The organism is Pseudonocardia sp. 2-7 (assembly GCF_056341085.1).
Genome location: NZ_CP094507.1, coordinates 4,697,618 through 4,720,711 on the forward strand (window position 1 = coordinate 4,697,618; position 23,094 = coordinate 4,720,711).

Annotated in this window: 19 protein-coding genes; 3 read left to right on the forward strand and 16 right to left on the reverse strand. The window is 77.3% G+C overall.

Going from position 1 to position 23,094, the window contains the following annotated elements; genetic code table 11:
- Positions 1-7: 7 nt before the first annotated feature.
- The 6 genes from tsaE to glmS form a co-directional block, all read right to left on the reverse strand.
- Positions 8-493 (reverse strand): tRNA (adenosine(37)-N6)-threonylcarbamoyltransferase complex ATPase subunit type 1 TsaE, encoded by a 486-nt coding sequence (tsaE, locus tag MTO91_RS22515; RefSeq protein ID WP_346104637.1) that lies wholly within the window; start codon positions 491-493, stop codon positions 8-10.
- Positions 490-1,740: an alpha/beta fold hydrolase gene (locus MTO91_RS22520; RefSeq protein ID WP_476652652.1), complete on the reverse strand. Its 1,251-nt coding sequence runs from the start codon at positions 1,738-1,740 to the stop codon at positions 490-492. The genes tsaE and MTO91_RS22520 overlap by 4 nt, the downstream gene beginning before the upstream one ends.
- Positions 1,737-2,933: an alanine racemase gene (alr, locus tag MTO91_RS22525; RefSeq protein ID WP_346104640.1), complete on the reverse strand. Its 1,197-nt coding sequence runs from the start codon at positions 2,931-2,933 to the stop codon at positions 1,737-1,739. The genes MTO91_RS22520 and alr overlap by 4 nt, the downstream gene beginning before the upstream one ends.
- A gap of 50 nt (positions 2,934-2,983) precedes the next feature.
- Positions 2,984-4,408: an argininosuccinate synthase gene (argG, locus tag MTO91_RS22530; protein WP_062397765.1), complete on the reverse strand. Its 1,425-nt coding sequence runs from the start codon at positions 4,406-4,408 to the stop codon at positions 2,984-2,986.
- Between the two features lie 51 nt (positions 4,409-4,459).
- On the reverse strand, positions 4,460-6,046 hold the full coding sequence (locus MTO91_RS22535) for an NAD(P)H-hydrate dehydratase (RefSeq protein ID WP_179761831.1): 1,587 nt from the start codon (positions 6,044-6,046) through the stop codon (positions 4,460-4,462).
- Positions 6,047-6,133: 87 nt separating this feature from the next.
- Complete coding sequence (gene glmS, locus MTO91_RS22540; RefSeq protein WP_179761830.1) at positions 6,134-7,993, reverse strand: glutamine--fructose-6-phosphate transaminase (isomerizing); 1,860 nt, start codon at positions 7,991-7,993, stop codon at positions 6,134-6,136.
- A gap of 118 nt (positions 7,994-8,111) precedes the next feature.
- Here glmS and MTO91_RS22545 point away from each other — a divergent pair, with 118 nt between their 5' ends.
- A complete protein-coding gene (locus MTO91_RS22545; protein WP_405415034.1) occupies positions 8,112-9,005 on the forward strand; it encodes a dienelactone hydrolase family protein in 894 nt (297 codons plus the stop codon).
- A gap of 269 nt (positions 9,006-9,274) precedes the next feature.
- Here MTO91_RS22545 and MTO91_RS22550 read toward each other — a convergent pair whose 3' ends face one another.
- The 9 genes from MTO91_RS22550 to eccCa form a co-directional block, all read right to left on the reverse strand.
- Complete coding sequence (locus MTO91_RS22550) at positions 9,275-9,721, reverse strand: hypothetical protein (RefSeq protein ID WP_253069462.1); 447 nt, start codon at positions 9,719-9,721, stop codon at positions 9,275-9,277.
- Positions 9,715-9,999: a hypothetical protein gene (locus MTO91_RS22555; RefSeq protein ID WP_405415033.1), complete on the reverse strand. Its 285-nt coding sequence runs from the start codon at positions 9,997-9,999 to the stop codon at positions 9,715-9,717. The genes MTO91_RS22550 and MTO91_RS22555 overlap by 7 nt, the downstream gene beginning before the upstream one ends.
- 180 nt (positions 10,000-10,179) lie before the next feature.
- Complete coding sequence (gene glmM / locus MTO91_RS22560; RefSeq protein WP_476652655.1) at positions 10,180-11,517, reverse strand: phosphoglucosamine mutase; 1,338 nt, start codon at positions 11,515-11,517, stop codon at positions 10,180-10,182.
- 11 nt (positions 11,518-11,528) lie between these two features.
- The gene (gene rpsI, locus MTO91_RS22565) at positions 11,529-12,095 is read right to left on the reverse strand and encodes a 30S ribosomal protein S9 (protein WP_083474823.1); all 567 of its coding nucleotides are present in this window, start codon (positions 12,093-12,095) and stop codon (positions 11,529-11,531) included.
- A gap of 29 nt (positions 12,096-12,124) precedes the next feature.
- Entirely contained in the window at positions 12,125-12,568 is a 444-nt protein-coding gene (gene rplM / locus MTO91_RS22570) for a 50S ribosomal protein L13 (RefSeq protein ID WP_062397782.1), read from the reverse strand.
- A gap of 234 nt (positions 12,569-12,802) precedes the next feature.
- Entirely contained in the window at positions 12,803-13,093 is a 291-nt protein-coding gene (locus MTO91_RS22575) for a WXG100 family type VII secretion target (RefSeq protein ID WP_062397784.1), read from the reverse strand.
- Between the two features lie 14 nt (positions 13,094-13,107).
- Complete coding sequence (locus MTO91_RS22580; RefSeq protein WP_073576448.1) at positions 13,108-13,410, reverse strand: WXG100 family type VII secretion target; 303 nt, start codon at positions 13,408-13,410, stop codon at positions 13,108-13,110.
- 156 nt (positions 13,411-13,566) lie between these two features.
- On the reverse strand, positions 13,567-14,832 hold the full coding sequence (locus MTO91_RS22585; RefSeq protein ID WP_476652657.1) for a type VII secretion-associated protein: 1,266 nt from the start codon (positions 14,830-14,832) through the stop codon (positions 13,567-13,569).
- Positions 14,829-18,677 carry a type VII secretion protein EccCa gene (eccCa, locus tag MTO91_RS22590; protein WP_405415020.1) on the reverse strand — a complete coding sequence of 1,283 codons (3,849 nt, stop codon included), beginning with the start codon at positions 18,675-18,677 and terminating at the stop codon, positions 14,829-14,831. Before eccCa ends, MTO91_RS22585 begins: the two co-directional genes overlap by 4 nt.
- 140 nt (positions 18,678-18,817) lie before the next feature.
- On the opposite strand from eccCa, the gene eccD reads away from it, so the two are divergent.
- Together eccD and mycP are read left to right on the forward strand one after the other, a co-directional pair.
- Positions 18,818-20,212 (forward strand): type VII secretion integral membrane protein EccD, encoded by a 1,395-nt coding sequence (eccD, locus tag MTO91_RS22595; protein WP_476652658.1) that lies wholly within the window; start codon positions 18,818-18,820, stop codon positions 20,210-20,212.
- 152 nt (positions 20,213-20,364) lie between these two features.
- Positions 20,365-21,561, forward strand: coding sequence for a type VII secretion-associated serine protease mycosin (gene mycP, locus MTO91_RS22600; protein ID WP_476652660.1), 1,197 nt, complete (start codon positions 20,365-20,367; stop codon positions 21,559-21,561).
- A gap of 8 nt (positions 21,562-21,569) precedes the next feature.
- On the opposite strand, the gene eccB is transcribed toward mycP, so the two are convergent.
- Positions 21,570-22,991, reverse strand: a complete 1,422-nt coding sequence (eccB, locus tag MTO91_RS22605; protein WP_476652661.1) for a type VII secretion protein EccB — start codon at positions 22,989-22,991, stop codon at positions 21,570-21,572.
- Positions 22,992-23,094: the final 103 nt, after the last annotated feature.

Here is a 23,094-nt window from a genome sequence, read left to right on the forward strand (position 1 = left end):
CGCGAGCCTACGGACGCGCGGTGCGGCGCAGCGTCGCGACCCGGGTGTCGTCGTCGCGGCGCTCCAGCGTGATCGTCACCGCGGACCCGGCGAGCCGCTCCGCGACCCCGACCCCCCACTCGACGGCGACGACCGCCCGGTCCAGCTCGGTGTCGAGGTCGAGGTCGTCCAGCTCGGCCGCGACGTCGGGCGGCCGGGCCGCTGTGCCGTCTCCGATCAGCCGGTAGGCGTCGACGTGCACCAGGGCCGGGCCGTCGCCCGCGGAGGGGTGCTCGCGGGCGATCACGAAGGTCGGCGAGGCCACCGTGCCGGTCACCCCGAGCCCGCGGGCCAGGCCGCGGACCAGGGCGGTCTTGCCCGCGCCGAGCGGGCCCGCCAGGAGCACGACGTCACCGGCGACCAGCTCGCGCCCGACCGTCTCACCGAAGGCCTCGGTGTCGGCGACGGTCGGCAGCTCGGTGACGACGGCGTCCGCGCCGGGGGCGGGGATCACGGCCGGTCCTTCTTCCGGGACCGGCCGGCCCGGGCCGGGGTACGGCTGCCCCGGCGGACCCGGCCCGCGCTGCGCAGCAGGCCCTGCAGCGCGCCGCCCGCCTCGGCCTGCTCGTCGTCGGTCGTGTCGGTGAGCTGCGGCGGGCGCTTGGCCCGCAGCCCGCCGCCCGCGGTGCGCTCGGTGGTGCGGGCGATCAGCGCGTCGAGCTCGGCGTCGACGACCTCGGGCTGCTCCAGCATCGGCATGTGCCCGACCCCGGGCAGGCGCACCAGCCGGGCGGTCGGGATCGCCTCGGCGATGACCTCGCTGTGCCGCCACGGGATGATGCGGTCGCCGTCGCCGGCCAGGACGAGCACCTCGCAGCCGGACAGGCCGGGCAGCGCCGCGAGCCGGTCGTGGGTGCCGAGGGTGCCGACGAAGTCGGTGAGCGCGCCGACGGCGTTCGAGTCGATCATCGTGTCGACGAGGTCGACCATCCGCGGGTCGACCTGGCGGTCGCCGTAGGCGAAGCGCTTGGTGAACGCCCAGATGATGTCGCCCAGTGCGCGCCGGCCCGTCTCGACCAGGCCGGGCTGCCACGCGGCGAGCCCGCCGAGGGCCCGGATGACCGGGTTGCGCCGGGACAGGAACGTGCCCGGCAGCCCGGAGGACGCCATCTCCCCCGCCGAGGTCGACACGAGCGCCACGCCGGCGACGCGCTCGTGGAACAGCTCCGGGTGCTGCTCGGCCAGCGCCATCACGGTCATGCCGCCCATCGAGTGCGACACCAGCACCAGCGGCTCCTCGGGGGCCAGCGCGCGGATGACGGCGTCGAGGTCGCGGCCGAGCTGGTCGATCGTGCAGTAGTCCGCGGGCGCCCGCTCGGAGCGGCCGTGGCTGCGCTGGTCGTAGAGCACCATCCGCACCGACGGGCCGGTCAGCCCGGCCAGGTGCGGCCGCTGCTCGGACCAGGTGCGCCGGTCCAGGGCGAATCCGTGCACCAGCACCACCGTCAGCGCGTGCTCCGAGCCGTCGGCCGGGGCGACCACCTCGCAGGCGATGCGGACGCCGTCGTCGGCCATCACCGACATCTCCTCGCCGACGGTGCCCGGCGGCGTCCCGGCGTGCGCGGACATCTCGGTGGCCAGGCTGCGGCGGGTGGCGGCGATCTTGCGTCGCTGCGCGGCGACGCCGACCCCGGCCGCGGCGCCTGCCGCGCCGACCACACCGCCCGCGATCCCGGCGACGGTCCATCCCCTGCGGCTCATGCGACTCCCCCGCGCCCGTCGGTCACCGTGCGGCGCACCCGCCCCCGGACGCCCGTGACGATCTCGTAGTGGATGGTGCCCAGCTCGTCGGCCCACTCGCGGGCCGTCGGTCCGCCGTCGGCGCCGGTGCCGAACAGCTCGACCGGGTCGCCGATCGCGACCGGCAGTATCCCCGGCCGCCCGCAGTCGACGACGAACTGGTCCATGCAGACCCGTCCGGCGACCGGCCGGACGGTGCCGCCGATCCGCACGCGCATCCGGCCACCGTCGTTGAGCCGGCGCGGGACGCCGTCGGCGTAGCCCAGCGGCACCAGTGCCAGCGTGCGCGGTTCGCGGGCGACCCACTCGTGGCCGTAGGACACGCCCTCGCCCGCCTCGACGGTCTTGGTGAGCGCGACCCGGCCGCGGAGCGTCATCGCCGGGCGCAGCGGGCTGTCGGCGGGGCGGGCGATCGGGTCGAGCCCGTAGACGGCGATCCCCGGCCGGACGACGTCGAGGTGCAGGTCGGGGCGGGTCATCAGGCCCGCCGAGTTGCACAGGTGCAGCTGCGGGGCGAACCCGCGGTCCCGGGCGAGCGCGGCGGCGGCGTGCAGCCGCGCGGCCTGGCTGTCGACGGCGGGCTGGCCCGGCTCGTCGGCGGCGGCCAGGTGCGACCACACGGCCACGACCTCGCAGGTGCCGTCGGCGACGCCCTGGGAGACGTCGTCGAGCAGGGCGGGCCACTCGCCGGGCGGGCAGCCGTTGCGCGACAGCCCGGTGTCGGCCTTGAGGTGCAGCCGGACCCGGCGGCCCGCGGCGCGGGCACCGGCCAGCACCGCGGCGAGGTGCACGCGGCCGGACACCGACAGCTCCACCCCCGCGGCGACGGCGGCGGCGAAGTCGGCGTCGGGCAGGTGCAGCCAGGACAGCAGCGGCGCGTCGACGCCGTCGGCCCGCAGCGCGAGCGCCTCCTCCAGGGTGGCGACGCCGAGCCGGGTCGCCCCGGCCGACAGCGCCGCCCGTGCGACGGCGGCGGCGCCGTGGCCGTAGCCGTCGGCCTTGACCACGACCATGGTCTCGGCCCCGGACGCGAGACCCGACAGGTACCGGGTGTTGTGCCGGACGGCGTCGAGGTCGACCACCGCCTCGGCCGCCGGTGCGCCCGGTCCGGGCCGGGGCCGCGGACCGGGTGCGGGGTCGGTCGTGGGTAGCACGGCCCCGATCATCGCATCCCGGTCCGTGACGGCCCGGTCCTGAGCCCGGCTCAGTCGGTCCCGGCCTCCATCGCGGCGCGGTCGAGGGACTCCTCGGCCTGCTCGGCGTCGGGGTCCGACGGCGTCGCGGTGATCTCCGCCGCACGCCCGGCCTCGATCTCGCCGACGAAGGTGCCGAACTCGCCGCCGAGCATCCCGGTGGCCGAGTACTGCTCCAGCTTGGCGCGGGAGTCGGCCAGGTCCAGGTTGCGCAGGGTGAGCTGGCCGATGCGGTCGCCCGGGGTGAACGGGGCGTCCTCGACGCGCTCCATCGAGAGCCGGTCCTCGGCGTAGGCCAGGGCGGGGCCGCGGGTGTCGAGCACCGACCAGTCGTTGCCGCGGCGCAGCCGCAGCGTGACCGACCCGGTGACCGCGTTGCCGACCCAGCGGGTCAGGGACTCGCGCAGCATCAGCGACTGCGGCTCCAGCCAGCGACCCTCGTAGAGGAGCCTGCCGAGCCGGCGGCCCTGCTCCTCGTAGGCCGACAGCGAGTCGTGGTTGTGGATCGCCGACACGAGCCGCTCGTAGGTGACGAACAGCAGCGCCATCGCCGGGGCCTCGTAGATGCCGCGGCTCTTGGCCTCGATGATCCGGTTCTCGATCTGGTCGGTCATGCCCAGGCCGTGCCGGCCACCGATCCGGTTGGCCTCGGTGACCAGCGCGACCGGGTCGTCGTAGCGGGTGCCGTTGATCGCGACGGGGCGACCGGACTCCCACTCGACGGTGACGTCCTCGGTCTCGACCGCGACCGCCGGGTCCCAGAACCGCACGCCCATGATCGGCTCGACGATCTCGATCGAGGTGTCGAGGTGCTCGAGCCTCTTGGCCTCGTGGGTGGCGCCCCAGATGTTGGCGTCGGTCGAGTACGCCTTCTCCGCGGAGTCCCGGTAGGGCAGCTCCCGCTCGCCCAGCCAGGCGCTCATCTCCGCGCGGCCGCCGAGCTGGTCGACGAACGCCTCGTCCAGCCACGGCTTGTAGATCCGCAGGGCGGGGTTGGCGAGCAGGCCGTAGCGGTAGAACCGCTCGATGTCGTTGCCCTTGAAGGTCGAGCCGTCGCCCCAGATGGAGACGCCGTCGTCGGCCATGGCGCGGACCAGCAGGGTGCCGGTGACGGCGCGGCCGATCGGGGTGGTGTTGAAGTAGGGCATCCCGCCGGCGCGGATGTGGAAGGCGCCGCAGGCGATCGCGGCGATGCCCTCGTCGACCAGTGCACGACGGCAGTCGACGACGCGGGCGGCCTCGGCGCCGTACTCCAGCGCACGCTCGCGGACCGCGACGAGGTCGGGCTCGTCGGGCTGTCCGAGGTCGGCGGTGTAGGCGTAGGGGACCGCGCCGTTCTCGCGCATCCAGGCGACGGCGACGGAGGTGTCGAGGCCACCGGAGAAGGCGATGCCGACGCGCTCGCCGACGGGGAGGCTGGTCAGGATCTTCGGCACGCGCGGAACGCTAACAACCCGCTCCCGGCGCAGGTCCGCCGGTGTGCCGCTTCAGTGCCCCGACGCCGCCGACCGGACCGACCGCAGCGCGACCGGGATCGCCGCCTGCATCGCCGACGCCGGTGCCGGGACCGGCGGCAGCCCGTGCTCCCGGGCGGCCGCCGTCGCGGCGCGGGCGTGCACCAGCGTCGCGCAGCCCGCCGCCCACCACGGGTCCAGCCCGGCGGCCAGCAGCGCGCCGATCATGCCGGTGAGCACGTCGCCGGAGCCCGCGGTGGCGGCCCAGGAGTCCGCGGCCGGGTCGACCAGCACCCGTCCGTCCGGTGCGGCGACGACGGTCGCGTTCCCCTTCAGCAGCACCGTCACCCCGAGGTCGGCGGCGGCGCGGCGGGCGGCGCCGATCCGGTCGGGCCCGACCTCGCCCGCGATCCGGGCGAACTCCCCCGCGTGCGGGGTGAGCACGACGGGCTCGCCGTGGATGCGCACCCGCAGGTGGGCGTCCTGTGCGAGCAGGGTGATCGCGTCGGCGTCGAGGCAGAGCGGCACCCCGCGGTCCAGCGCCTCCTCCAGCACCGCCCGGCCCTGCCCGCCGGTGCCCAGCCCCGGCCCGACCGCCCAGGCCTGGGTGCGGCCCGCGTCGGTGATGTCGCCGGTGGCGACGATCTCCGGCCAGTGCCTGCGGACCTCGTCGGCGGCGGACCCGGCGAAGCGGACCATCCCGGAGGTGGCCAGGGCCGCGGCCCCCGCGGCGAGGACGGCGGCGCCGGGGTAGGTGGCCGACCCGGCGGCGATCCCGACGACGCCCTGGCTGTACTTGTCGTCGTCGGGTCCCGGGACCGGCCAGCGGGCACCGACGTCGCCGTCGGACAGCACCCGCGCGTGCGGCTCGATCCCCTCGAGGAACGGCCCGAGCCCGAAGTCCACCAGCCGCACCGGGCCGCAGAGCGGGGCGGCGAGGGCGTGCACCGGCTTGCGGCAGCCGAAGGTGACCGTCAGCGCGGCGCGGACGTGCGGCCCGTCGGTCGCCCCGGTGTCGCAGTCGACACCCGAGGGCAGGTCGCAGGCCACGATCGGCACACCCGCCCCGTCGGCGGCGGCGACCAGCTCCGGGGCCGGGTCGCGCAGCGCACCGCGCCCGGAGATGCCGACGATCCCGTCGACGACGACGTCCGCCCCCGCCACCAGCGCCCGCGCCGGGTCGAGCGCGCCGGCGGCCGGGGTGCCGGTGCCGGTCCTGTCGCCGGGGCCGGTCCCGGGGTCGCTGCCGGTGCCGGTGTCGCCGCCCGCGGCGGGGCCGGAGCCTGCGGCCGGGCCGGGCGGGTGCAGGGCCAGCACCCGCCCGCGGGCGGCGCGCAGCGCGGCGAGGCCCGCCGGGTGCGCACGGGCCGGCGCCAGCAGCACCGCGGTGACGTGCGCGCCCCGGCGGCGCAGCTCGGCACCGGCCCACAGGGCGTCGCCGCCGTTGTCGCCCGCCCCGACGAGCAGCACCACCCGGCGGCCGTAGGTCGCGCCGAGGAACTCCCGCACGTGGTGCGCGAGCCCCGCCGCGGCCCGGCGCATCAGCACCCCGTCGCCGACGGTGCGCATCATGGCCGCCTCGGCCGCCCGTACCTGGTCCGCGGTGTGGAGCCCGTGCATGGCCGCGAGGCTAGCGCCGGGCGACCATGATCGACGGTTGTGGAGCGGGACGCCCGCGTCGCGCACGCTCCGCTCCACGACCGGTGATCACTCGACGGTGACCGACTTCGCCAGGTTGCGGGGCTTGTCGACGTCGTAGCCGCGGGCCCGGGCGATCTCGGCCGCGATGACCTGCAGCGGGATCGTCGCGACCAGCGGCTGCAGCAGCGTCGGCACCGCGGGCAGCTCGAAGAGGTGGTCGGCGAACGGGCGCACGGTCTCGTCGCCGGTCTCGGCGAGGACCACGGTCCGCGCCCCGCGCGCCTTGATCTCCTGGATGTTGGACAGCAGCTTGGAGTGCAGGACCGCGCGCCCCTTCGGCGACGGCATCACCACCACGACCGGCAGCCCGTCCTCGATCAGCGCGATCGGGCCGTGCTTGAGCTCGCCCGCCGCGAAGGCCTCGGCGTGCATGTAGGCGAGCTCCTTGAGCTTGAGCGCGCCCTCCAGCGCCACCGGGTAGCCGACGTGGCGGCCGAGGAACAGCACCGCCTTCGACGGCGCCAGCTCCTGCCCGAGCGCACGGGCCTCGCCGAGGGACTCCAGCACCTCGGCGACGGCCGCCGGGATCGCCTCCAACGCCTCGTACTCGCGGACGACCTCGTCGGGGTACTTGGTCCCGCGGGCCTGGGCCAGGGCCAGGCCGATAAGGTAGTTCGCCGCGACCTGGGCGGTGAACGTCTTGGTCGCGGCGACGCCGATCTCCGGACCCGCGTGGGTGTAGATCACCGCGTCGGACTCGCGCGGGATCTGCGCCCCGTTGGTGTTGCAGATGGCCAGCACCCGCGCCTTCTGCTCCTTCGCGTGGCGCAGCGCCTCCAGGGTGTCGGCGGTCTCGCCGGACTGGGAGATCGCGACGACCAGCGTCGAGCGGTCCAGCACCGGGTCGCGGTAGCGGAACTCGCTGGCCAGCTCGATCTCGACCGGGATCCGGGTCCAGTGCTCGATCGCGTACTTCGCGAGCAGCCCGGAGTGGTAGGCGGTGCCGCAGGCGACGACGAAGACCTTGTCGACGTCGCGCAGGTCCTGGTCGGTCAGACGCTGCTCGTCGAGGACGATCCGGCCCTCGACGAGGTGCCCGCGCAGGGTGTCGGCGATCGCGGTCGGCTGTTCCTCGATCTCCTTGAGCATGAAGTAGTCGTGGCCGCCCTTCTCGGCGGCGGCGAGGTCCCAGGTCACCTCGAACGGGTTGACCCCGACCGGCTCACCGTGGAAGTCGGTGACGTCGTAGCCGTCGCGGGTGATCGTCACGACCTGGTCCTGGCCGAGCTCGACGGCGTCGCGGGTGAACTCGATGAACGCCGCGACGTCGGAGGCCAGGAACGTCTCCCCCTCGCCGATGCCGAGCACCAGCGGCGAGTTGCGGCGGGCGGCGACGATCCGCTCCGGCTCGTCGGCGTGCGTCACGACCAGGGTGAACGCGCCCTCCAGCCGGCGGGCGACGGCGCGGACCGACGCGGGCAGATCGCCCTTCGTCGGGCCGTCGGCGTGGGCCAGCGCCACCAGGTGCGCGGCGGTCTCGGTGTCGGTGTCGGACTCCGCCCAGATGCCACGGGCCTCCAGCTCGGCGCGCAGCTCCAGGAAGTTCTCGATGATGCCGTTGTGGACGACCGCGACCCTGCCGTCGCTGCTGCGGTGCGGGTGGGCGTTGCGGTCGGTGGGCGGGCCGTGCGTGGCCCACCGCGTGTGCCCGATGCCCGAGGTCCCGGTGAACCGGTCGCGACCGATCTCCTCGAGGCGTGCCTCCAGGTTGGCCAGGGCTCCGGCCTTGCGCTCGACCAGCAGCTCACCGCCGTCCGGCAGCGCGACGCCGGCGGAGTCGTAACCGCGGTACTCCAGTCGTCGCAGGCCGCCGAGGACGACGTCGAGTGCGGACCGATGACCGACGTAACCGACGATGCCACACATACGGATGAGCGTATCGACGCCCGGTTGCCGATCTTCCGGCGACGGGGTCGGTCCGGCGCCACGCCGGACGTCCGTGCGAGTCGGGCACGCGGTGACCTGCACCGGTACGGTGCCGACCGTGGCCCGGACCAGCGTGACCCGACCCCCGTCGATGAAGGGGGCCAAGGACGCCCTCGGTGTGCTGTCGCGTCCGGGGCCGAACCCGGTGAAGCACGGCGACCTGGGCCTGATCGGTCTGCCCGGCATCGTCTACACCCCCGCGGAGGGCTACCAGCTGCCCGCCGTGGTGATCGGGCACGCGTGGCTGCAGCCCGCGCACCGCTACCACGAGCTGCTGCGCCACCTCGCGACCTGGGGTTTCGTCGCCGCCGCGCCGAACACCCAGCGCGGCCCGGTCCCGAGCGTCGCCCGGTTCGCCACGGACCTGAACACCGTCCTCGACGTGTGCGTCGGCGTCCGGCTCGGCGACGGCCACGTCAGCGTCGACGCCCGCAAGACCGCGCTGGTCGGGCACGGCACCGGGGGCGGCGCCGCCGTCCTCGCCGCGGCCCGGCGTGAGCGCCTCGGCGCGCTGGTGACCCTCGCCGCGTCGGAGGTGAAGCCGTCCGCGATCGAGGCGGCCGCCGCGGTGACCGTCCCGACGCTGCACCTCGCCGCCGCCGTCGACTCGCTGGCCCCCATGGAGGGACACGCGCAGCGGATCGCTGCCGCCCAGCACGAGGCCGGCACCGACGTGACGCTCCGCGAGATCGAGAAGGCCGGGCACCTCGGGTTCTGCGAGGGCAGGCACTGGACGAGCTTCCTGCTGCAGAACCGCCCGCAGCACCGGACCCGGAAGATCACCCGGGCGCTGGTGACGGCGTTCCTCATGCAGGAGCTGCAGAACGAGAAGCGGGTGTCCTCGCTGACCTCGGGGAACGTCCCCGGGGCGCCGGTGGTGGACCTCACGCCGGAGCCCGACGGCGAGCAGGACCAGCAGCCGTCGTCGGGGCTGCTGGGCATCGGCGGCTGACCCCGCGGCGCGACCACCGCGCCGCGGCGATCCGTCGCCCGCGCCGTGATCCGCCGCCCGCACCGTGATCCGCCGCCCGCACGGTGATCCGCCGCCCGCACGGTGATCCGCCCGCGCCGTGATCCGCTGCCCGCGCGGTGATCCGCTCCTCGCGTGCGTCCGGACGCGCGCGGGCCGCGGATCAGCGCGCGGACCCGAGGGCCGATGGCGGCCGCAACCGGGAGCGAGGCGGTCCCGGTGTCCGGGGAGCCGGGCCGCGGTGGCCCGGCTCAGCGCTCGGGCGGGTCCGCGAACGACGGGGCCACGGGTCCGCGCCGGCCGGTGACGCGCGTACCGGTGAGGCCGGGAAGGCGCATGCCGGGAACGTCCGCGGGTACCGGGCCCGCGGCCTCGGGCTCCGTCGCACCCGACCGCGACGGGCGTCCGGGCATCGCCGGGTCGTGGTGTGCCGGAGGACCGTGCCGCGCCGTATCGGCGGGGGCTGTGTCCTCCGCCCGGGCCGCGTCCCGCGCGCCCTCGTCGGCCAGCCGGCGCAGCTCGCGCCCGACGAGGTCGAGCCGGGCCGTCACCGCGTGCCCGGCCGGGTCGTCCCACGCGTCGGCGACGGCGTCACGGATCCCGGCCAGCAGCCCGGCGGTGTCGTCGAGCCGGCCCACCAGCGCCCGCAGGGCCCTGCCCTGGTCCGCGACGCCGGCGTCCGTTCCGTCGATCAGCACGTCTCCGCCCCGCCGAGGGCGGAGAGGTGCTGATCGACACCCGGGACGGCCCGGAACACCGTGGCCGCGCCGGCGTCCACCGCCCGGGCCGAGGCCGCGGCGCGCCGCGTCGCGTCGGCCAGCGCCGTCAGCTCGTCCGTGACCCGCCGCAGCCGCACCACGCGGTCCCCGTCACCGGGCCCGGTCGCGGGGGCCGCGGTCAGCCCGGCGGCCAGCTCCTCCATCCCGCGCGCGGCACGGTCCAGCGCCTCGGGGTCCCGCCGCACGTCCGGTCGCATCGGACCAGCCTGCGCCCGGTCGCACCCGCACCGCCCCCGAACCGCCGATCCCGTTCGCGACCGCGAACGCGTGCCCCCGCTGCGACCGACGGGGGGACGCCCGGCAGGGCTCCGGGGCCCCGGACAACGACGTCGGGGCCGCCCCCGGTGTGGGTGACGGCCCCGATCGGCGTGTGCGGGTCAGCGCGCGGCGGCGACGACCTCGGCCAGCCGGCCCGCGACGGCGTCGGCCTCGCCCGCGCTGGGCGCCTCGACCATCACGCGGACGAGCTGCTCGGTGCCCGACGGGCGCAGCAGCACCCGGCCGGTGTCCCCCAGCTCGGCCTCGGCCTTGGCGACGGCCTCGGCCACGTCCGCCGACCCGGCGACTGCGTCCTTGTCCGCGACGGCCACGTTGCGCAGCACCTGCGGCAGCACGGTGACCACCGAGGCGAGCTCGGCCAGCGACGTGCCGGTCTGCGCGACCCGCGACATGAGCCGCAGGGCGGTGAGCAGACCGTCGCCCGTGGTGGCGTGGCCCGGCAGCACCACGTGCCCGGACTGCTCGCCGCCGAGGGTGAACCCGCCCTCGCGCAGCCGCTCCAGCACGTAGCGGTCGCCGACCCTGGTGGTGTCCAGCGTGATCCCGGCCTCGCGCATGGCGATGTGCAGGCCCAGGTTGCTCATCACCGTGGCGACGAGCGTGTCGTGGGCGAGCTCGCCGGCGTCGCGCATGGCGAGCGCCAGCACGGCCATGATCCGGTCACCGTCGACGACGGCGCCCGTCCCGTCCACGGCTAGGCAGCGGTCGGCGTCGCCGTCGTGGGCGATGCCGAGGTCGGCGCCGTGCTCGAGCACCGCGGACCGCAGCGGCTCCAGGTGGGTGGACCCGACGCCGTCGTTGATGTTGAGCCCGTCCGGCTCGGCGTGCAGCGCGATCACGTCCGCGCCCGCCTGGCGGTAGGCCTCCGGCGCGGCCAGCGCCGCGGCGCCGTGCGCGCAGTCCACGACCACGCGCAGCCCGGACAGCGAGCCGGGCGCGGCGGAGAGCAGGTGCGCGACGTAGACGTCGGTGGCGTCCGGGGCGTCCCAGACGCGGCCGATGCCCTCCCCGGTGGGGCGGGCGCCGAGCCCGGCGGCCAGCTGCCGCTCGATCGCGTCCTCGACGTCGTCGGGCAGCTTGTGGCCGCCCGCGGCGAAGAGCTTGATGCCGTTGTCGGGCATCGGGTTGTGCGACGCGGAGATCATCACGCCGAGGTCGGCGCCGGCCTCGGCGACCAGGTGCGCGACGCCCGGGGTCGGCAGCACACCGACCCGGATCGCATCGGCACCGGCCGAGGTGAGCCCGGCGACGACCGCGGCCTCGAGCATCTCGCCGCTCGCGCGGGGGTCGCGTCCGACGACCGCGAGGGGCCGGCGGCCGGAGCCGTTCGAGAGCGTGCGGGCGGCCGAGGCACAGACGCCAACGGCGAACTCCGGAGTGAGGAGTTCGCCGTTGGCCAGGCCCCGGACGCCGTCGGTTCCGAAGAGACGAGGCATCCGGTGTGCGATCAGCGCTTGGAGTACTGGGGCGCCTTGCGGGCCTTCTTGAGGCCGTACTTCTTGCGCTCGACGGCGCGGGCGTCACGGGTCAGCCAGCCGGCCTTCTTCAGCGGCGGGCGGTCCTCGGAGTCCAGCTCGACCAGCGCACGGGCGATGGCCAGGCGCAGCGCGCCGGCCTGACCCGCGGTGCCGCCACCCTTGAGGTTGGCGAAGATGTCGAAGCGCTCGGTCTTCTCGAGGAGGACCAGCGGCTCCTTCACGATCTGCTGGTGCAGCTTGTTCGGGAAGTACACCTCGAGCGGCTTGCCGTTGAGGGTGAACCCACCGGTGCCCGGCAGCAGCCGGACGCGGACGACGGCCTCCTTGCGGCGGCCGACGGTCTGGACCGGGCGGTCACCCAGCACGGGTGCCTCGGCGGCGAACTCGTCGGCGTCGAAGTCGGCGGCGTCACCGATGGTGTAGTCGACGTCGGCGACCTCGGTCTCGGTGGCCTCGGTCTCGGTCGCCTCGGCGGCCGCACCCTCGGTCTCGACCGCGTCGACGACCTCGTCGGGTCCGTTCTCGGGGCTGGTCACGGGCTGTCCCTCTTCGTTGCTCGGGGTGGTCACTGGCTGACCTGCTTGATCTCGAACGGCTGCGGCTTCTGGGCCTCGTGCGGGTGCGCCGGGCCGGCGTAGACCTTCAGCTTCTTGGCCATGGCGCGGCCGAGACGGTTCTTCGGCAGCATGCCCTTGATCGCCTTCTCGACGAGGCGGTCGGGCTGGCTGTCGATCATCTCGCCGACGGAGCGCTGGCGGAGGCCACCCGGGAAGCCGGAGTGGCGGTAGATGAACTTGTCGGCACGCTTGTTGCCGGACACCGAGATCTTCTCCGCGTTCACGATGACCACGAAGTCGCCGTTGTCGACGTGCGGGGCGTAGGTCGGCTTGTGCTTCCCGCGCAGCAGCGTGGCAGCGTGGGTGGCGAGCCGACCGAGGCGCACGTCCTCGGCGTCGATCACGTGCCAGGCGTGCTGGATGTCGCCGGGCTTGGGGCTGTACGTGGGCACGGATCTACCTCGTCGTCGTTCTCGGCTGGTGGGCCGTCCGCACGGGTTCCGGCCCACTCTCTAGTCTCTGGTTCCTCAGCGTGCTGCTGGTGGACGCCGGAGGGACGCTCGATCCCGCCGCTGTCGCCGGAGGACGGCGCCCGCGGGTCTCCACCGCTGCACAACGAGAGCCAAGCGTACCCGCCGGTTCCGGGGGCGGACGCAAGGGGGTCGTCCGGGCCCCCGGACCGGGTGTCAGGCGAACCGGGCCCGGTTCGCCTGCTCGGTGGCCCGGTAGTTCTGACCGGCCTGGCCGACGAGCTTCCCGATGGTGCCCAGGGTGGTGGTCAGCTCGGCCGCCGAGGTGTCCCACTTCTGCTGCGACGCCCGGTAGGTGGCCGCCGCGTCGCCGGTCCAGGTCGCGACCATCGGCGCCAGTTGCCGCCGGAGGTCCTCGAGCTGGGAGTTGATGCGTGCGGTCGTCGCGACGGTGTCGGCCGACGCCGTCTCGAGCGCGCTGAAGGTGACCTTGATCTCGGATCCCATGGTGTGGCTCCCCCTCACCCGAGCACCGACGTGATGGCGGTGCGGTTCTGGTCCTCCTGCTGCTGGTACGTCGTCGCCGTGCCGCCGAGCTGCTCACCGATCGCGCCCAGCGCCTCGTTCAGCCGCCGCGCCTCGGTGTCCCACTTGGCCATCAGCTGGGCGAACGCCGTCGCCGCGGTGCCGGACCACTGGCCCTGCAGCGGTCCCAGCCGGCTGCGCAGGCGGCCGAGCTCGCCGTTGACGGCGTCGCTCACCGCCCGCACCTGGCCCGCCGCGCGGACCATCTCCTCGGTCGTCGTGCCGAACCCGTCGGCCATACGTCCCACCTCGTCCCCTGATCGGACCCCGGCGCGGCCGTGTCGACGGCTCCCGGGCCCGGGGGCGCGGTGCCCCCGGCCCGCGCACAGTGGCAGGGCGCGCCGGTGGCCGTGGCCGTTCCGGGCGGACCGTTCGCGACCGGGAACGCCGGGGCCTCAGGGCACCCGGTGCAGCGTCGCGACGACCTCGGCGCAGGCCGCGGCGACCGGGGCGCCCACCGGCCGCCGGCACCCGGCGACGAGCTCGTCGGTGCCGGAGAACACGACGTGCCAGTCGACGACGGTCCCGTCGCCCGGTGTCTCGGTCCAGCGCAGGACCGCGCGGCCGCCGACCGTCGCGGGCACCGGCCCGGGGTCACCGACCAGCGCGGCGAGCTCGCGGCGGGCCCGGTCGGGCTCGCGTCCGGCGTCGTAGCCGAGCGGGCTGCGCTCCAGCACGAGGAGGTCGGCCCCGTCCGGGCCGCCGGCGGGGGTGAGCAGCACGCGTCGGCGCTGCGGGTCGCCGCCGGTGTGCTCCCACCCGGTGGGCAGCGCGGCGGCGTAGCCGTACTGGGCGACCGTGGCCCCGGCCGGGCTCACCGGGCGCGGGCCACCGAGCAGCAGCCCGGTACCGAGGAGGACCGCGCCCAGCACCCCCGCGACGACGATCGCCGCCCGGGCGCGGTCCGGGCCCTCGGCAGGCGGGGTGGCGGGGCCGGGCACACCGGGCCGGCCCGGTTCCTCCGGCACCTCGCCCGCGCCGGGCGGCGGGACGACCGTGTCGGGGCCGGGGTCGGCGAGCACGGAGGCGCCCAGCACCGCAGCCCCGACCACCGCCGCGGCCTCCGGACCCCAGGGGTCGCCGCCGTCGGGCCGCCGCCCGGCGACGCGCACCGGGCACGGGAGCCGGTACCCGGCCGGGCCGCCGGGCCGCCCCGCGGCCCGAGTGCCCGTGGCCCGAGTGCCCGCGGTCCGGGTGTCGGCGGTCCGGGTGTCGGCGGCCCGGGTGTCCGCCGCACTGTGCTCCCCGGGGAGCGGGCCGACCGTCCCGGCGACCACGACCAGCTCCGCACCGGTCGCCCGCACGAGCGACGCGAGGTCGGAGCCCCGCTCCCCCACGCGCTCCGGCACCCCGTCGCGGACCAGCACCACGTCGTCGTCGACGACCAGGACCGGCCCGTCCGGCAGCTCCGGTTCCGCCGCGAGCACCGCGACCGCGGCCGGGACCACCAGCACCCGCGGGCCTCCGGGGAAGGCGCCGCCCGCCGTCGTCCCGACCCGGACGACGACCCCGGGCGGCTCGTCGCCGAAGAAGTCCGCGACGGCCGTCGCCGGGGGTGTGCCGGGCGGGGCCGCGGCGACCAGGCGCAGCCCGGCGGCGTCCGCGGCGGCGAGCAGCACCGCGTCGCGGCGGTCGTGCACGGCGACCGCGACGCCGCTCACCCCGGCTCGGTCCACGCCAGCTGCACCCGTCGCGCCCCGGCCCGCCGGTCGACGAGCACGCCGCGGCCGGGTGGCATCGGCCCGGGGCGGACCTTCTCCAGCAGCGCGCCCTCGTCGGGGCTGCCGGAGCCGACCAGGCCGGGGGCGCCCAGCTCGCGCAGCCGCCCGAGGACCGGGTCGAACAGCGCCCGCCCGGCCCCGCCGGTGCGTCGCGCGAGGACGACGTGCAGCCCGACGTCGCGGGCCTGCGGCAGGTACTCGGCGAGCGCGAGCAGCGGGTGCGTGCCGGCCGACCCCGCCGCGGGGACGACGAGGTCGTAGTCGTCGACGAGCAGCCACACGTCCGGCCCGCTCCACCAGGACCGTTCCCGCAGCTGGGCCGGGGTGACGTCCGGGCCGGGCAGCCGCCGTCCGAGCGAGCCCGCGATCTCGGCGCAGGCGTCGGTGGTGGCCTGCGCGGTCGAGGTGTGGGCGAGCAGGTGGCTCTGCGGGACCCCGCCGAGCAGCGTCCGCCGGTGGTCGACGACGACGATCCGCGCCTGCTCGGGCGTCCATCGCGCGGCGATGCCGTGGGCGAGGGTCCGCAGCAGGGTCGTCTTGCCGCCGCCGGAGTCGGCGAAGCAGAGCAGGTGCGGCTCGTCCGGGTCGAGCTCGACGGTGGCGAGCCGGTCCTCGTCGACGCCGAGCGCTGGCCCACGGCCCGGGCCGCTCGGGAGCTCGGTGACCTCGATCCGGGTGGGCAGCAGCCGCACCGGGCCGACCGACGGGCCGTCCCAGGCGTCGTCGATCTCCCGGGCCGGGTCGGTGCCGGGGACCAGGCAGGGCGCGGCGACGACGGTGGCCTCGCCGTCGGCGGACAGGCCGTGCCCGGGCAGTGCGGGTACCGCGGCGGCACGACGCCGGTCCACCTCGGAGTCCGACGGGTCGCCCAGCCGCAGCTCGACCCGGCTGCCGAGCTGATCCTTGAGCGCGGGGCGGATCTCGGCCCAGCGGGCGGCGGACAGCGCGAGGTGCACGCCGTAGGCGAGCCCGCGGGCGGCGAGGGCGGTCAGCTTCTCGTCCAGGTCCTCGAATCCGGCGCGCAGCGCCGCGTAGCCGTCGACGACGAGCAGCAGGTCGGTGGCGGTCACCCCGGCGAACCCGCCCGCGGCGCGCCGGGCCCGGAACTCCTCGATCCCGGCGACGCCGTGCGCGGCGAACAGCTGCTCGCGCTCGTCGACGGCGGCGACGGTCTCGGCCACCACCCGTCGCACCAGGTCGCCGGCGCGGCGGTCGGCGACGGTCCCGACGTGCGGCAGCCCGGCCAGCGGGGCGAGCGTGCCGCCGCCGAGGTCGAGCACGTGCACGCCCAGTTCGACCGGGGTGTGGGTGAGCGCGAGCGCGGTGACGACGGTGCGCAGCGCGGTCGACTTCCCCGACCGCGGCCCCCCGACGACGGCGAGGTGCCCGGCCGCGCCGGACAGGTCCAGCACCAGCGGGTCGCGCCGCTGGGCGTAGGGCCGGTCGACGAGCCCGACCGGCGCGGCGAGCCGTCCGACCGGTCCCGGTGCGCACAACCCGCGCCCGGCCCGGACCAGCGGGTCGCCGAGCACCACCGGCAGCGGCGGCGGCTCCGCCAGCGGCGGCAGCCACACCCGGTGCGCGCGCGGACCGGGCCCGGACACCGCGCCGGCGATGCGGTCGAGAACGGTGCCGGTGGGCGCGGGCCCGTGGTCCGGCGCCGGGAGCTGCGCCGAGGCGGGCAGCGCGACCGGGCCCGCGCGGAACGGCAGCGCGAGCCGCGGTGCCCCGGGTGCGCGGCGGCGCTCGGCCCGCGGGGTGTCCGGGCCGGAGACGTAGGCGGCCCGGAAGCGCACCAGCTCGTCGGTGCCCGCGGACAGGTACGCGGCGCCGGGCGTCGGCGGGAGCAGGTGCGCGTCGGGCACGCCCAGCACCGCGCGGGACTCCGCGGCGGAGAAGGTGCGCAGCGCGATCCGGTAGGACAGGTGCGACTCGAGGCCGCGCAGCCGTCCCTCCTCCAGTCGCTGCGAGGCCAGCAGCAGGTGGATGCCGAGCGAGCGGCCGAGCCGCCCGACGGTCACCATCAGGTCGATCATCTCCGGCCGCTGGGCGAGCAGCTCGGAGAACTCGTCGACGACGACCAGCAGCGACGGCAGCGCCGCCAGCGGTGCCCCGTCCCGGCGCAGCGCGTCGTGCTCGGCCAGCGACGACAGGTTCCCCGCGGCGCGCAGCACCTCCTGGCGGCGGGTGATCTCCCCGGCGAGCGCGTCGGCCATCCGGTCGACCAGGGTCAGCTCCTCGGCCAGGTTGGTGATCACCGCGGAGGTGTGCGGCAGCCCGGCGAGCCCGAGGAACGTCGCGCCGCCCTTGAAGTCGACGAGCACCAGGTTGAGCTCCTCGGCGGTCTGCGTCGCCACCAGCCCGAGGACGAGGGTGCGCAGCAGCTCGCTCTTGCCGGAGCCGGTCGCGCCGATGCACAGCCCGTGCGGACCCGCACCGCCCTGCGCGGACTCCTTGAGGTCGAGCAGCACCGGCCGGCCGCCGTCGTCGGTGCCCAGCGGGACCCGCAGCCGCTCCCCCGGCCCCCGCCGGCCGCGCAGCGCGGCGACCCCGGCCGGGTCCGTCGTGGACAGTCCGAGCAGCGACGGCAACCCCGTCGCCCCACTGTCCACACCGGACGCGACGACGTCGGCGTCGCCGTCCGGACGGTAGCGCGCGAGCCGGCGCGCGAGTGCCAGCGCCTCGGCGACGACGAGCCCGTCGGGGACGCCGACCTCCCGGCCGCCGGGCCCGCCGCGGCGCAGCGTGCGCACGCCGTCGGGCCCGGTCCCGGCGGCCAGGCGCAGCACCGACGCCGCGGGCCTGCGCCCGCCCGCGGGCCCCAGCCGCAGCACGGTGACGCCGGGCAGCCCGGCCCACGCGCCCGGGGTGTCGGCGGCCCCGTCGAGCACGACGAGCAGGTGCTGCTGGGCCGCGGACGGCTCGTCGACCCACCAGCGCCGCACCCGGTCCGGGTCGTCGGTGATCATCCGGACCGGCCCGACGGCGTCGGCGAGCCGCGGGTGGGCGACGTGCGGCAGCCACTTCGCCCACTCCCAGCGCGCGACCGCACCCCCCGGCGCGACGACGGCGAGCCGCGCGTCGTCGGGACCGTGCCAGGTGACGTACTGGGCGACCAGTGCCCGGGCGAGGTCGAGTACCGGGGCGGCGTCCGGGTCCGGTTCGAGCCAGATCGTCGCCGAGGCGCGGGTGTCGACGGCGACCGGCAGATCGTCCACGGTGGACCATTGGCGCAGGAGACGGCGCAGCGCCAGCGCGGACAACGGTTCGAGTGTCTCCATCGGACCGGTGTGCGGGGCGGTGAGCCGGGTGGCGAGGCGCTGGGTGCCGCGCCCGGCGCGCAGTCGGCCGAAGTCGTCGTCACCGGGACGGCGCTCCCACAGCCGGTCCGCGGCGAGCACGTCCGGCCAGGCGGCCGGGTCGGGGTGCACGCTCTCCAGCGCGTGCCGCTGCTCGGCGGCGATCGCGCGGGCCCGCTCGCCCAGGACGTCGAGGTAGCGCAGGTAGTCGCGGCGGTCCTCGTCCATCGTCGCGGTGCGCGCGCCGGCGCCGCGGCCGCCGCCGGCGAGCATGCCCAGCGCGGACAGCGCGAACATCCCGCCGAACAGCCAGGTGCTCGTGTCCCCGCGGCCCAGCACGACGAACAGCAGCGCCCCGCCGACCATCGCCAGCGGGAGCAGCCGCGCCGCGAGGCCGCCGGGGACCGGGCGTTCCGGCTCGGGCGGCGGTTCGAGCACCAGCTCGCCGCCGGGCAGCTCGGGCACCGAGCGCCGCGGACGTCGCATCCCGACGGTCCCCGCCATCGCCACGCGCCTCCCGTTCACGGTTCTCCCGAACGCCCACGGCGGCACCGGGGCCGTCGGATACTCGCAGCCGCCCCGGGCCCGCCGGGGCCGTTCGGGGAGATCTGCCTCAGGAGCCGCCCGTGACCTCCGTCCTGCCCGCACCGGCCGCGACCGGCCCCGGCGACGCGGTGCCCGCCACCACGTACGGGCCGGTGCCCGGCCGCTGGACCCGGGTCGGGGTGCACACCCCGCGCGGGCGCCTCGACGTGGCCCTGCCGGCCGACGTCGCCGTCGCCGAGCTGGTCCCGATGGTGCGCGAGCTGCTGGGCCGCGCAGCCACCGACACCCCGCAGGCCTGGCGGTTCACCGGCCCGGCGGGCGGCCCGTTGCCCGCCGGCGCCACCCTCGACGAGCTCGGTGTCCACGAGGGCGAGCTGCTGCACCTGGGCCCGCCGCGCCCGGCGCCCGCGCCGCCGGTGCTCGACGACGCCGCCGAGACCGTCGCCGCCGCGGTGCGCGGTGCGGCCGACGCCGCCGGGACGGCGCGCTGGTCCGGGACGGCGGCGGCCGTGCTGGCGACGACCGCCGCGGGCGCCGTGCTGTCCACCGTGGACGGTTCGTGGCGGCCGTGGGCGTGCGCGCTCGCCGCCGCCGGCGCCGTCGTGGCGCTGCTGGTCGCCCACCGCGCCCGCGACGACGACCGGCTCACGACCGCCGCCGCACTCTGTGCCGTCCCCGCAGCGGCGACGGCCGGGCTCACCGCGCTGCCCGCACCTGCCGGGGCGGGGGCGCTGCTGCTCGCCGCCGCCGGGACCGGTCTGGCCGCCGCCGCGGGTCAGGCGATCGCGCGGGCGGTGTCCCCGGTCCTGCTCGCGGTCGCCCTGGCCGCCTCCGGGACCGCCGCCGCGGCGCTGGCCCGGCTGCTGCTGGAGGCCCCGGTGACGGCCGTCGCGGCCGGGCTCGCGGCGCCCGCCCTGGCCGCAGGGCCCCTGCTGCCCCGGCTGGCGCTGCGCCTGGCCGGGATCCCGGCCCCGGCCGTCCCGACCGACGCCGAGTCCGTCGCGGGCGCCGAGCGGGTGCTGCCCGGTGCGGAGCTGACCGCCCGGGCCGGGCTGGCCCGCGGCCTGCACACCGGGACGCTGGCCGGCACCGCGGTCGCGGCCGCCGGGGCCGCCGCCGTCGCCGCGACCGGGGGCTGGACCGGTGGCCTGCTGCTGGTGGTGACGGCGGCGGTGCTGCTCCTGCGGGCCCGTGCGCTCGTCGAGCCCGCGGCGGCCCGCGTCCTGACCGGGGCCGCGGTGGTCGCGGTCGCCACCGCCGCCGTCCCGGCCGCGCTCACGCTGGACCCCGCGCCGCGGCTCGCCGTCGCGGCCGGGCTGCTGCTCGCCGTCGGCGCGGGTGCCGCGGCCGCGCGGACGAACCCGTCGCCGCCGGCCCGCCGGGCGCTCGACGTGTGCGAGCTCGTCCTCACCGCCGCCGCCGTGCCCGCCGCACTGGCCGCGATGGGCCTGTTCGCCCTGGTCCGCACCCTGTGACCGGCCCGGCCCGGCGGGCCGTGCCGCTGCTGGCGGCATCCCTGCTCGCTCTCCCCCTGCCCACCCCGCCCGCTGTCGCCCCCTCCGTCACCCCCGCCGCGTCGTGCGCCGTCCACACCCCTTGTGAGGTCGCCACACCCCCCGCAGCGGGTGTGGGGGCAGGCGACGGGGTGTGGACGCGGCCGGTCGCCGCGGCGGCCGAGCCCGGACCGCCGGGACCGGCCGACGGGTTGCGGCAGACGCGCGCCTGCACCCCGCCCGGCGACGACGGCCCGGGCGCCGCCCGCGGTGCGGTCCCGCAGCCGCCCCCGGATCTCGCGACCGGTGCGGGGCAGCTCGTCGCCGTCGTCGACACCGGGGTGGCGCCGCTGCCCCGGCTGGCCGGACGGCTCAGCGGCGGCGGGGACTACCTGACCGGCGGCGACGGTCTCACCGACTGCGACGGCCACGGCTCCGATGTCGCGCTGCTCCTCGCCGGAGCCGCCGACCCCGTCACCGGGCTCGGCGCGGGCATGGCGCCGGGCGCGCGGATCCTGTCCCTGCGCCAGTCCTCGGGGCGCTTCGCCGTCCGCGGCACCGACGGCACCGAGCGACCCGCCGGGGAGATCCGCACCCTGGCCGCGGCGATCGACCGGGCCGTCGCACTCGGCGCGAGCGTCGTCAACGTGTCCGAGGTGGTGTGCGTGCCGTCCGCGCAGGTCGACTCCGCGGGGGCCGCGCTGCGCGAGGCCGTCGAGGGCGCCGAGCGGGCCGGGGTGCTGGTCGTCGCCGCGGCCGGGAACATCGACGGGAGCGGCACCTGCACCGGCGACCCGGACCTGCGACCGCTACCCGCGTCCTACGACACGGTCCTCGCCGTCGGCGCGGTCGACGGCGACGACGTCCCCGGCGACTTCTCCGTGCCGGGCCCCTGGGTGGACCTCGCCGCTCCGGGGGCGGACCTGCCCCGTCCGTCCGGACCGGCCGGTGCGGTGGTCCGCGGCACGTCGTACTCGGCGCCGCTGGTCGCGGGGACCGCGGCGCTGCTGCGCGAACGGTTCCCGATGCTCACCCCGCGCCAGGTCGGAGACCGGCTGCGCGCCACGGCCCGCCCCACCGCGGGCGACGGCCGCACCGGCCACGGTGTGCTCGACCCGGGGGCCGCGCTGACCGCGGAACCGCTGCTCCTGACCCCGGACGACCCCGACGGTCCCGGCGGCCGCGCCGGCCCGCCCGGGGCGGGCCGGGCCCCGCTGCCGCTCGCGTCGGCCCCGCCACCGGACCTGCCCGTGGTGGCCGGGGTCGGCGCGGTCGCGGCGGTCGGCGGGGCGCTCGTCGCGGCGCTGGCGGGGCTGCGGCGCCGGCCCTGAACCGCGGCTCAGCCCGGCAGGTCCGCCACCTCCCGCGCCGCCGCGACGCTCAGCACCCCCGCCCGCGGCAGCAGGCGCACCATCTCCGCCGGTGCGTCCCCCGCCTCCCCGATCCCGAGCGCCCGCCCGGTCCCGGCGTCCGCGACGCCGTGCACCGCACCGGACGCGGCGAGCAGCAGCCGCGTCCCGCCGTCACCGCCGCCGGTGTCGGCCGGCCCGGTCCGCAGCGGCCCCGGGCCGCTCCCCGGCAGCACCACGGTGTCGAGACCCGGCCCGGCGTCGTCGGCACCGGCGAGGCGCACCCGCACCGCGCCGGGCGCGACCGGCTCCCCGGTGCCGGCGACGAGTGCGCGCCGTCCCTCGCGCCAGGTCCCGCACAGCACCGGGGGCACCTCGGTGACCTCGGCACGGGCGGCGGGCCAGGCCTCGGCCCCGGGTACCCGCGTCTGCCCGACGTCGTCGACCAGTCCGGGCGGAAGCGTCGCCGGTTCGGCCTGCCCGGTCCGGGAGCGGACGGCGTCGGCGAGGGTGACCGGGATCCGGGCGAGCCCGTCGTCGACCACCAGGAAGTACGTCGACCCTGCCCCGAGCGACTGGCTGCGCACGACGTCCCCGTTCCGCCCCAGCCCCGCGACGGGTGTCGGTCCGGGGGCGGGGACCCGCAGCGGCGCGCCCTCCGGGATCGCGGAGAGCAGACCGTCGCCGACCCGGCGGACGGGCGCGCCGAGCAGGCCGAGCCCGTCGAGGGCGTTCCGGTCGGACGGGTCGATCCGGTGCCGGGCGCCGTCGTGGACCAGGTAGGTCGCGCCGCCCTCGGCGGTCAGCAGGGCCACCGGTTCCGGTCCGGCCGGGACGGGTCCGAGCGACCCCGCGAGCACCATCGTGGTCCCGGTGCCGGAGCCCTCGCCGCGGGTGTCGCAGACCGCCCACGCGGGTGGGACCGGGACCCCGTCGAGCGGGACGCCGACGGTGCCGGGGACGGCCGCCGGCGCGGTGCGCGGCGCGGCGGCCAGTGCGTCGTCGGGCACCGGGACGGGCACGGCGGTGGCACCGTCGTCGCGACCGTGCGCGGCGAGGACCAGCCGTCCCGCGACCGGGTCGGGCACCGGCACGAGCAGCGCGGACCGGTCGGGGTCGCGGACCACGGCGTAGAGCACGCCGCTGCGCTGCCCCTGCACCAGCGCCCGGGAGCGCCAGTCGGTGGCAGGGTCGACCCGGGCCAGCAGCGCCGCCACCCCGAGCGCGAGCAGCCCGACCAGCACTCCGGCGAACACGGCGCGCCGCTGGGAGCGGATCTGCTCGTGCAGCGGCACCGGGTCCCCCCGCACCAGCGCGGCCTCCATCCGGCGCACACCGAACCGGTGGGCGTCGACCTGGTCGCGGGTCGCCGGGGCGCGCTGCACGCGCGCGGGGGCGGGATCGGTGCGCACCGCCCGGACGGTAGGACGGCCGCGGCCCCGGCGGAGCCGGTCCGCGGTCACTGCGTAGAAGTACGCCACCTGACCGATCGGTCCAGTTCGTTGCCACCCTCAC

What these genes read in the sequence shown, in the direction of transcription:
- MTO91_RS22520 (WP_476652652.1), bottom strand. Translation starts at nt 1,740, where the DNA reads ATGAGCCGCAGGGGATGGACCGTCGCCGGGATCGCGGGCGGTGTGGTC.
- MTO91_RS22535 (WP_179761831.1), bottom strand. Translation starts at nt 6,046, where the DNA reads ATGCACGGGCTCCACACCGCGGACCAGGTACGGGCGGCCGAGGCGGCC.
- glmS (WP_179761830.1), bottom strand. Translation starts at nt 7,993, where the DNA reads ATGTGTGGCATCGTCGGTTACGTCGGTCATCGGTCCGCACTCGACGTC.
- MTO91_RS22555 (WP_405415033.1), bottom strand. Translation starts at nt 9,999, where the DNA reads ATGCGACCGGACGTGCGGCGGGACCCCGAGGCGCTGGACCGTGCCGCG.
- glmM (WP_476652655.1), bottom strand. Translation starts at nt 11,517, where the DNA reads ATGCCTCGTCTCTTCGGAACCGACGGCGTCCGGGGCCTGGCCAACGGC.
- MTO91_RS22575 (WP_062397784.1), bottom strand. Translation starts at nt 13,093, where the DNA reads ATGGGATCCGAGATCAAGGTCACCTTCAGCGCGCTCGAGACGGCGTCG.
- MTO91_RS22580 (WP_073576448.1), bottom strand. Translation starts at nt 13,410, where the DNA reads ATGGCCGACGGGTTCGGCACGACGACCGAGGAGATGGTCCGCGCGGCG.
- eccCa (WP_405415020.1), bottom strand. Translation starts at nt 18,677, where the DNA reads ATGCGACGTCCGCGGCGCTCGGTGCCCGAGCTGCCCGGCGGCGAGCTG.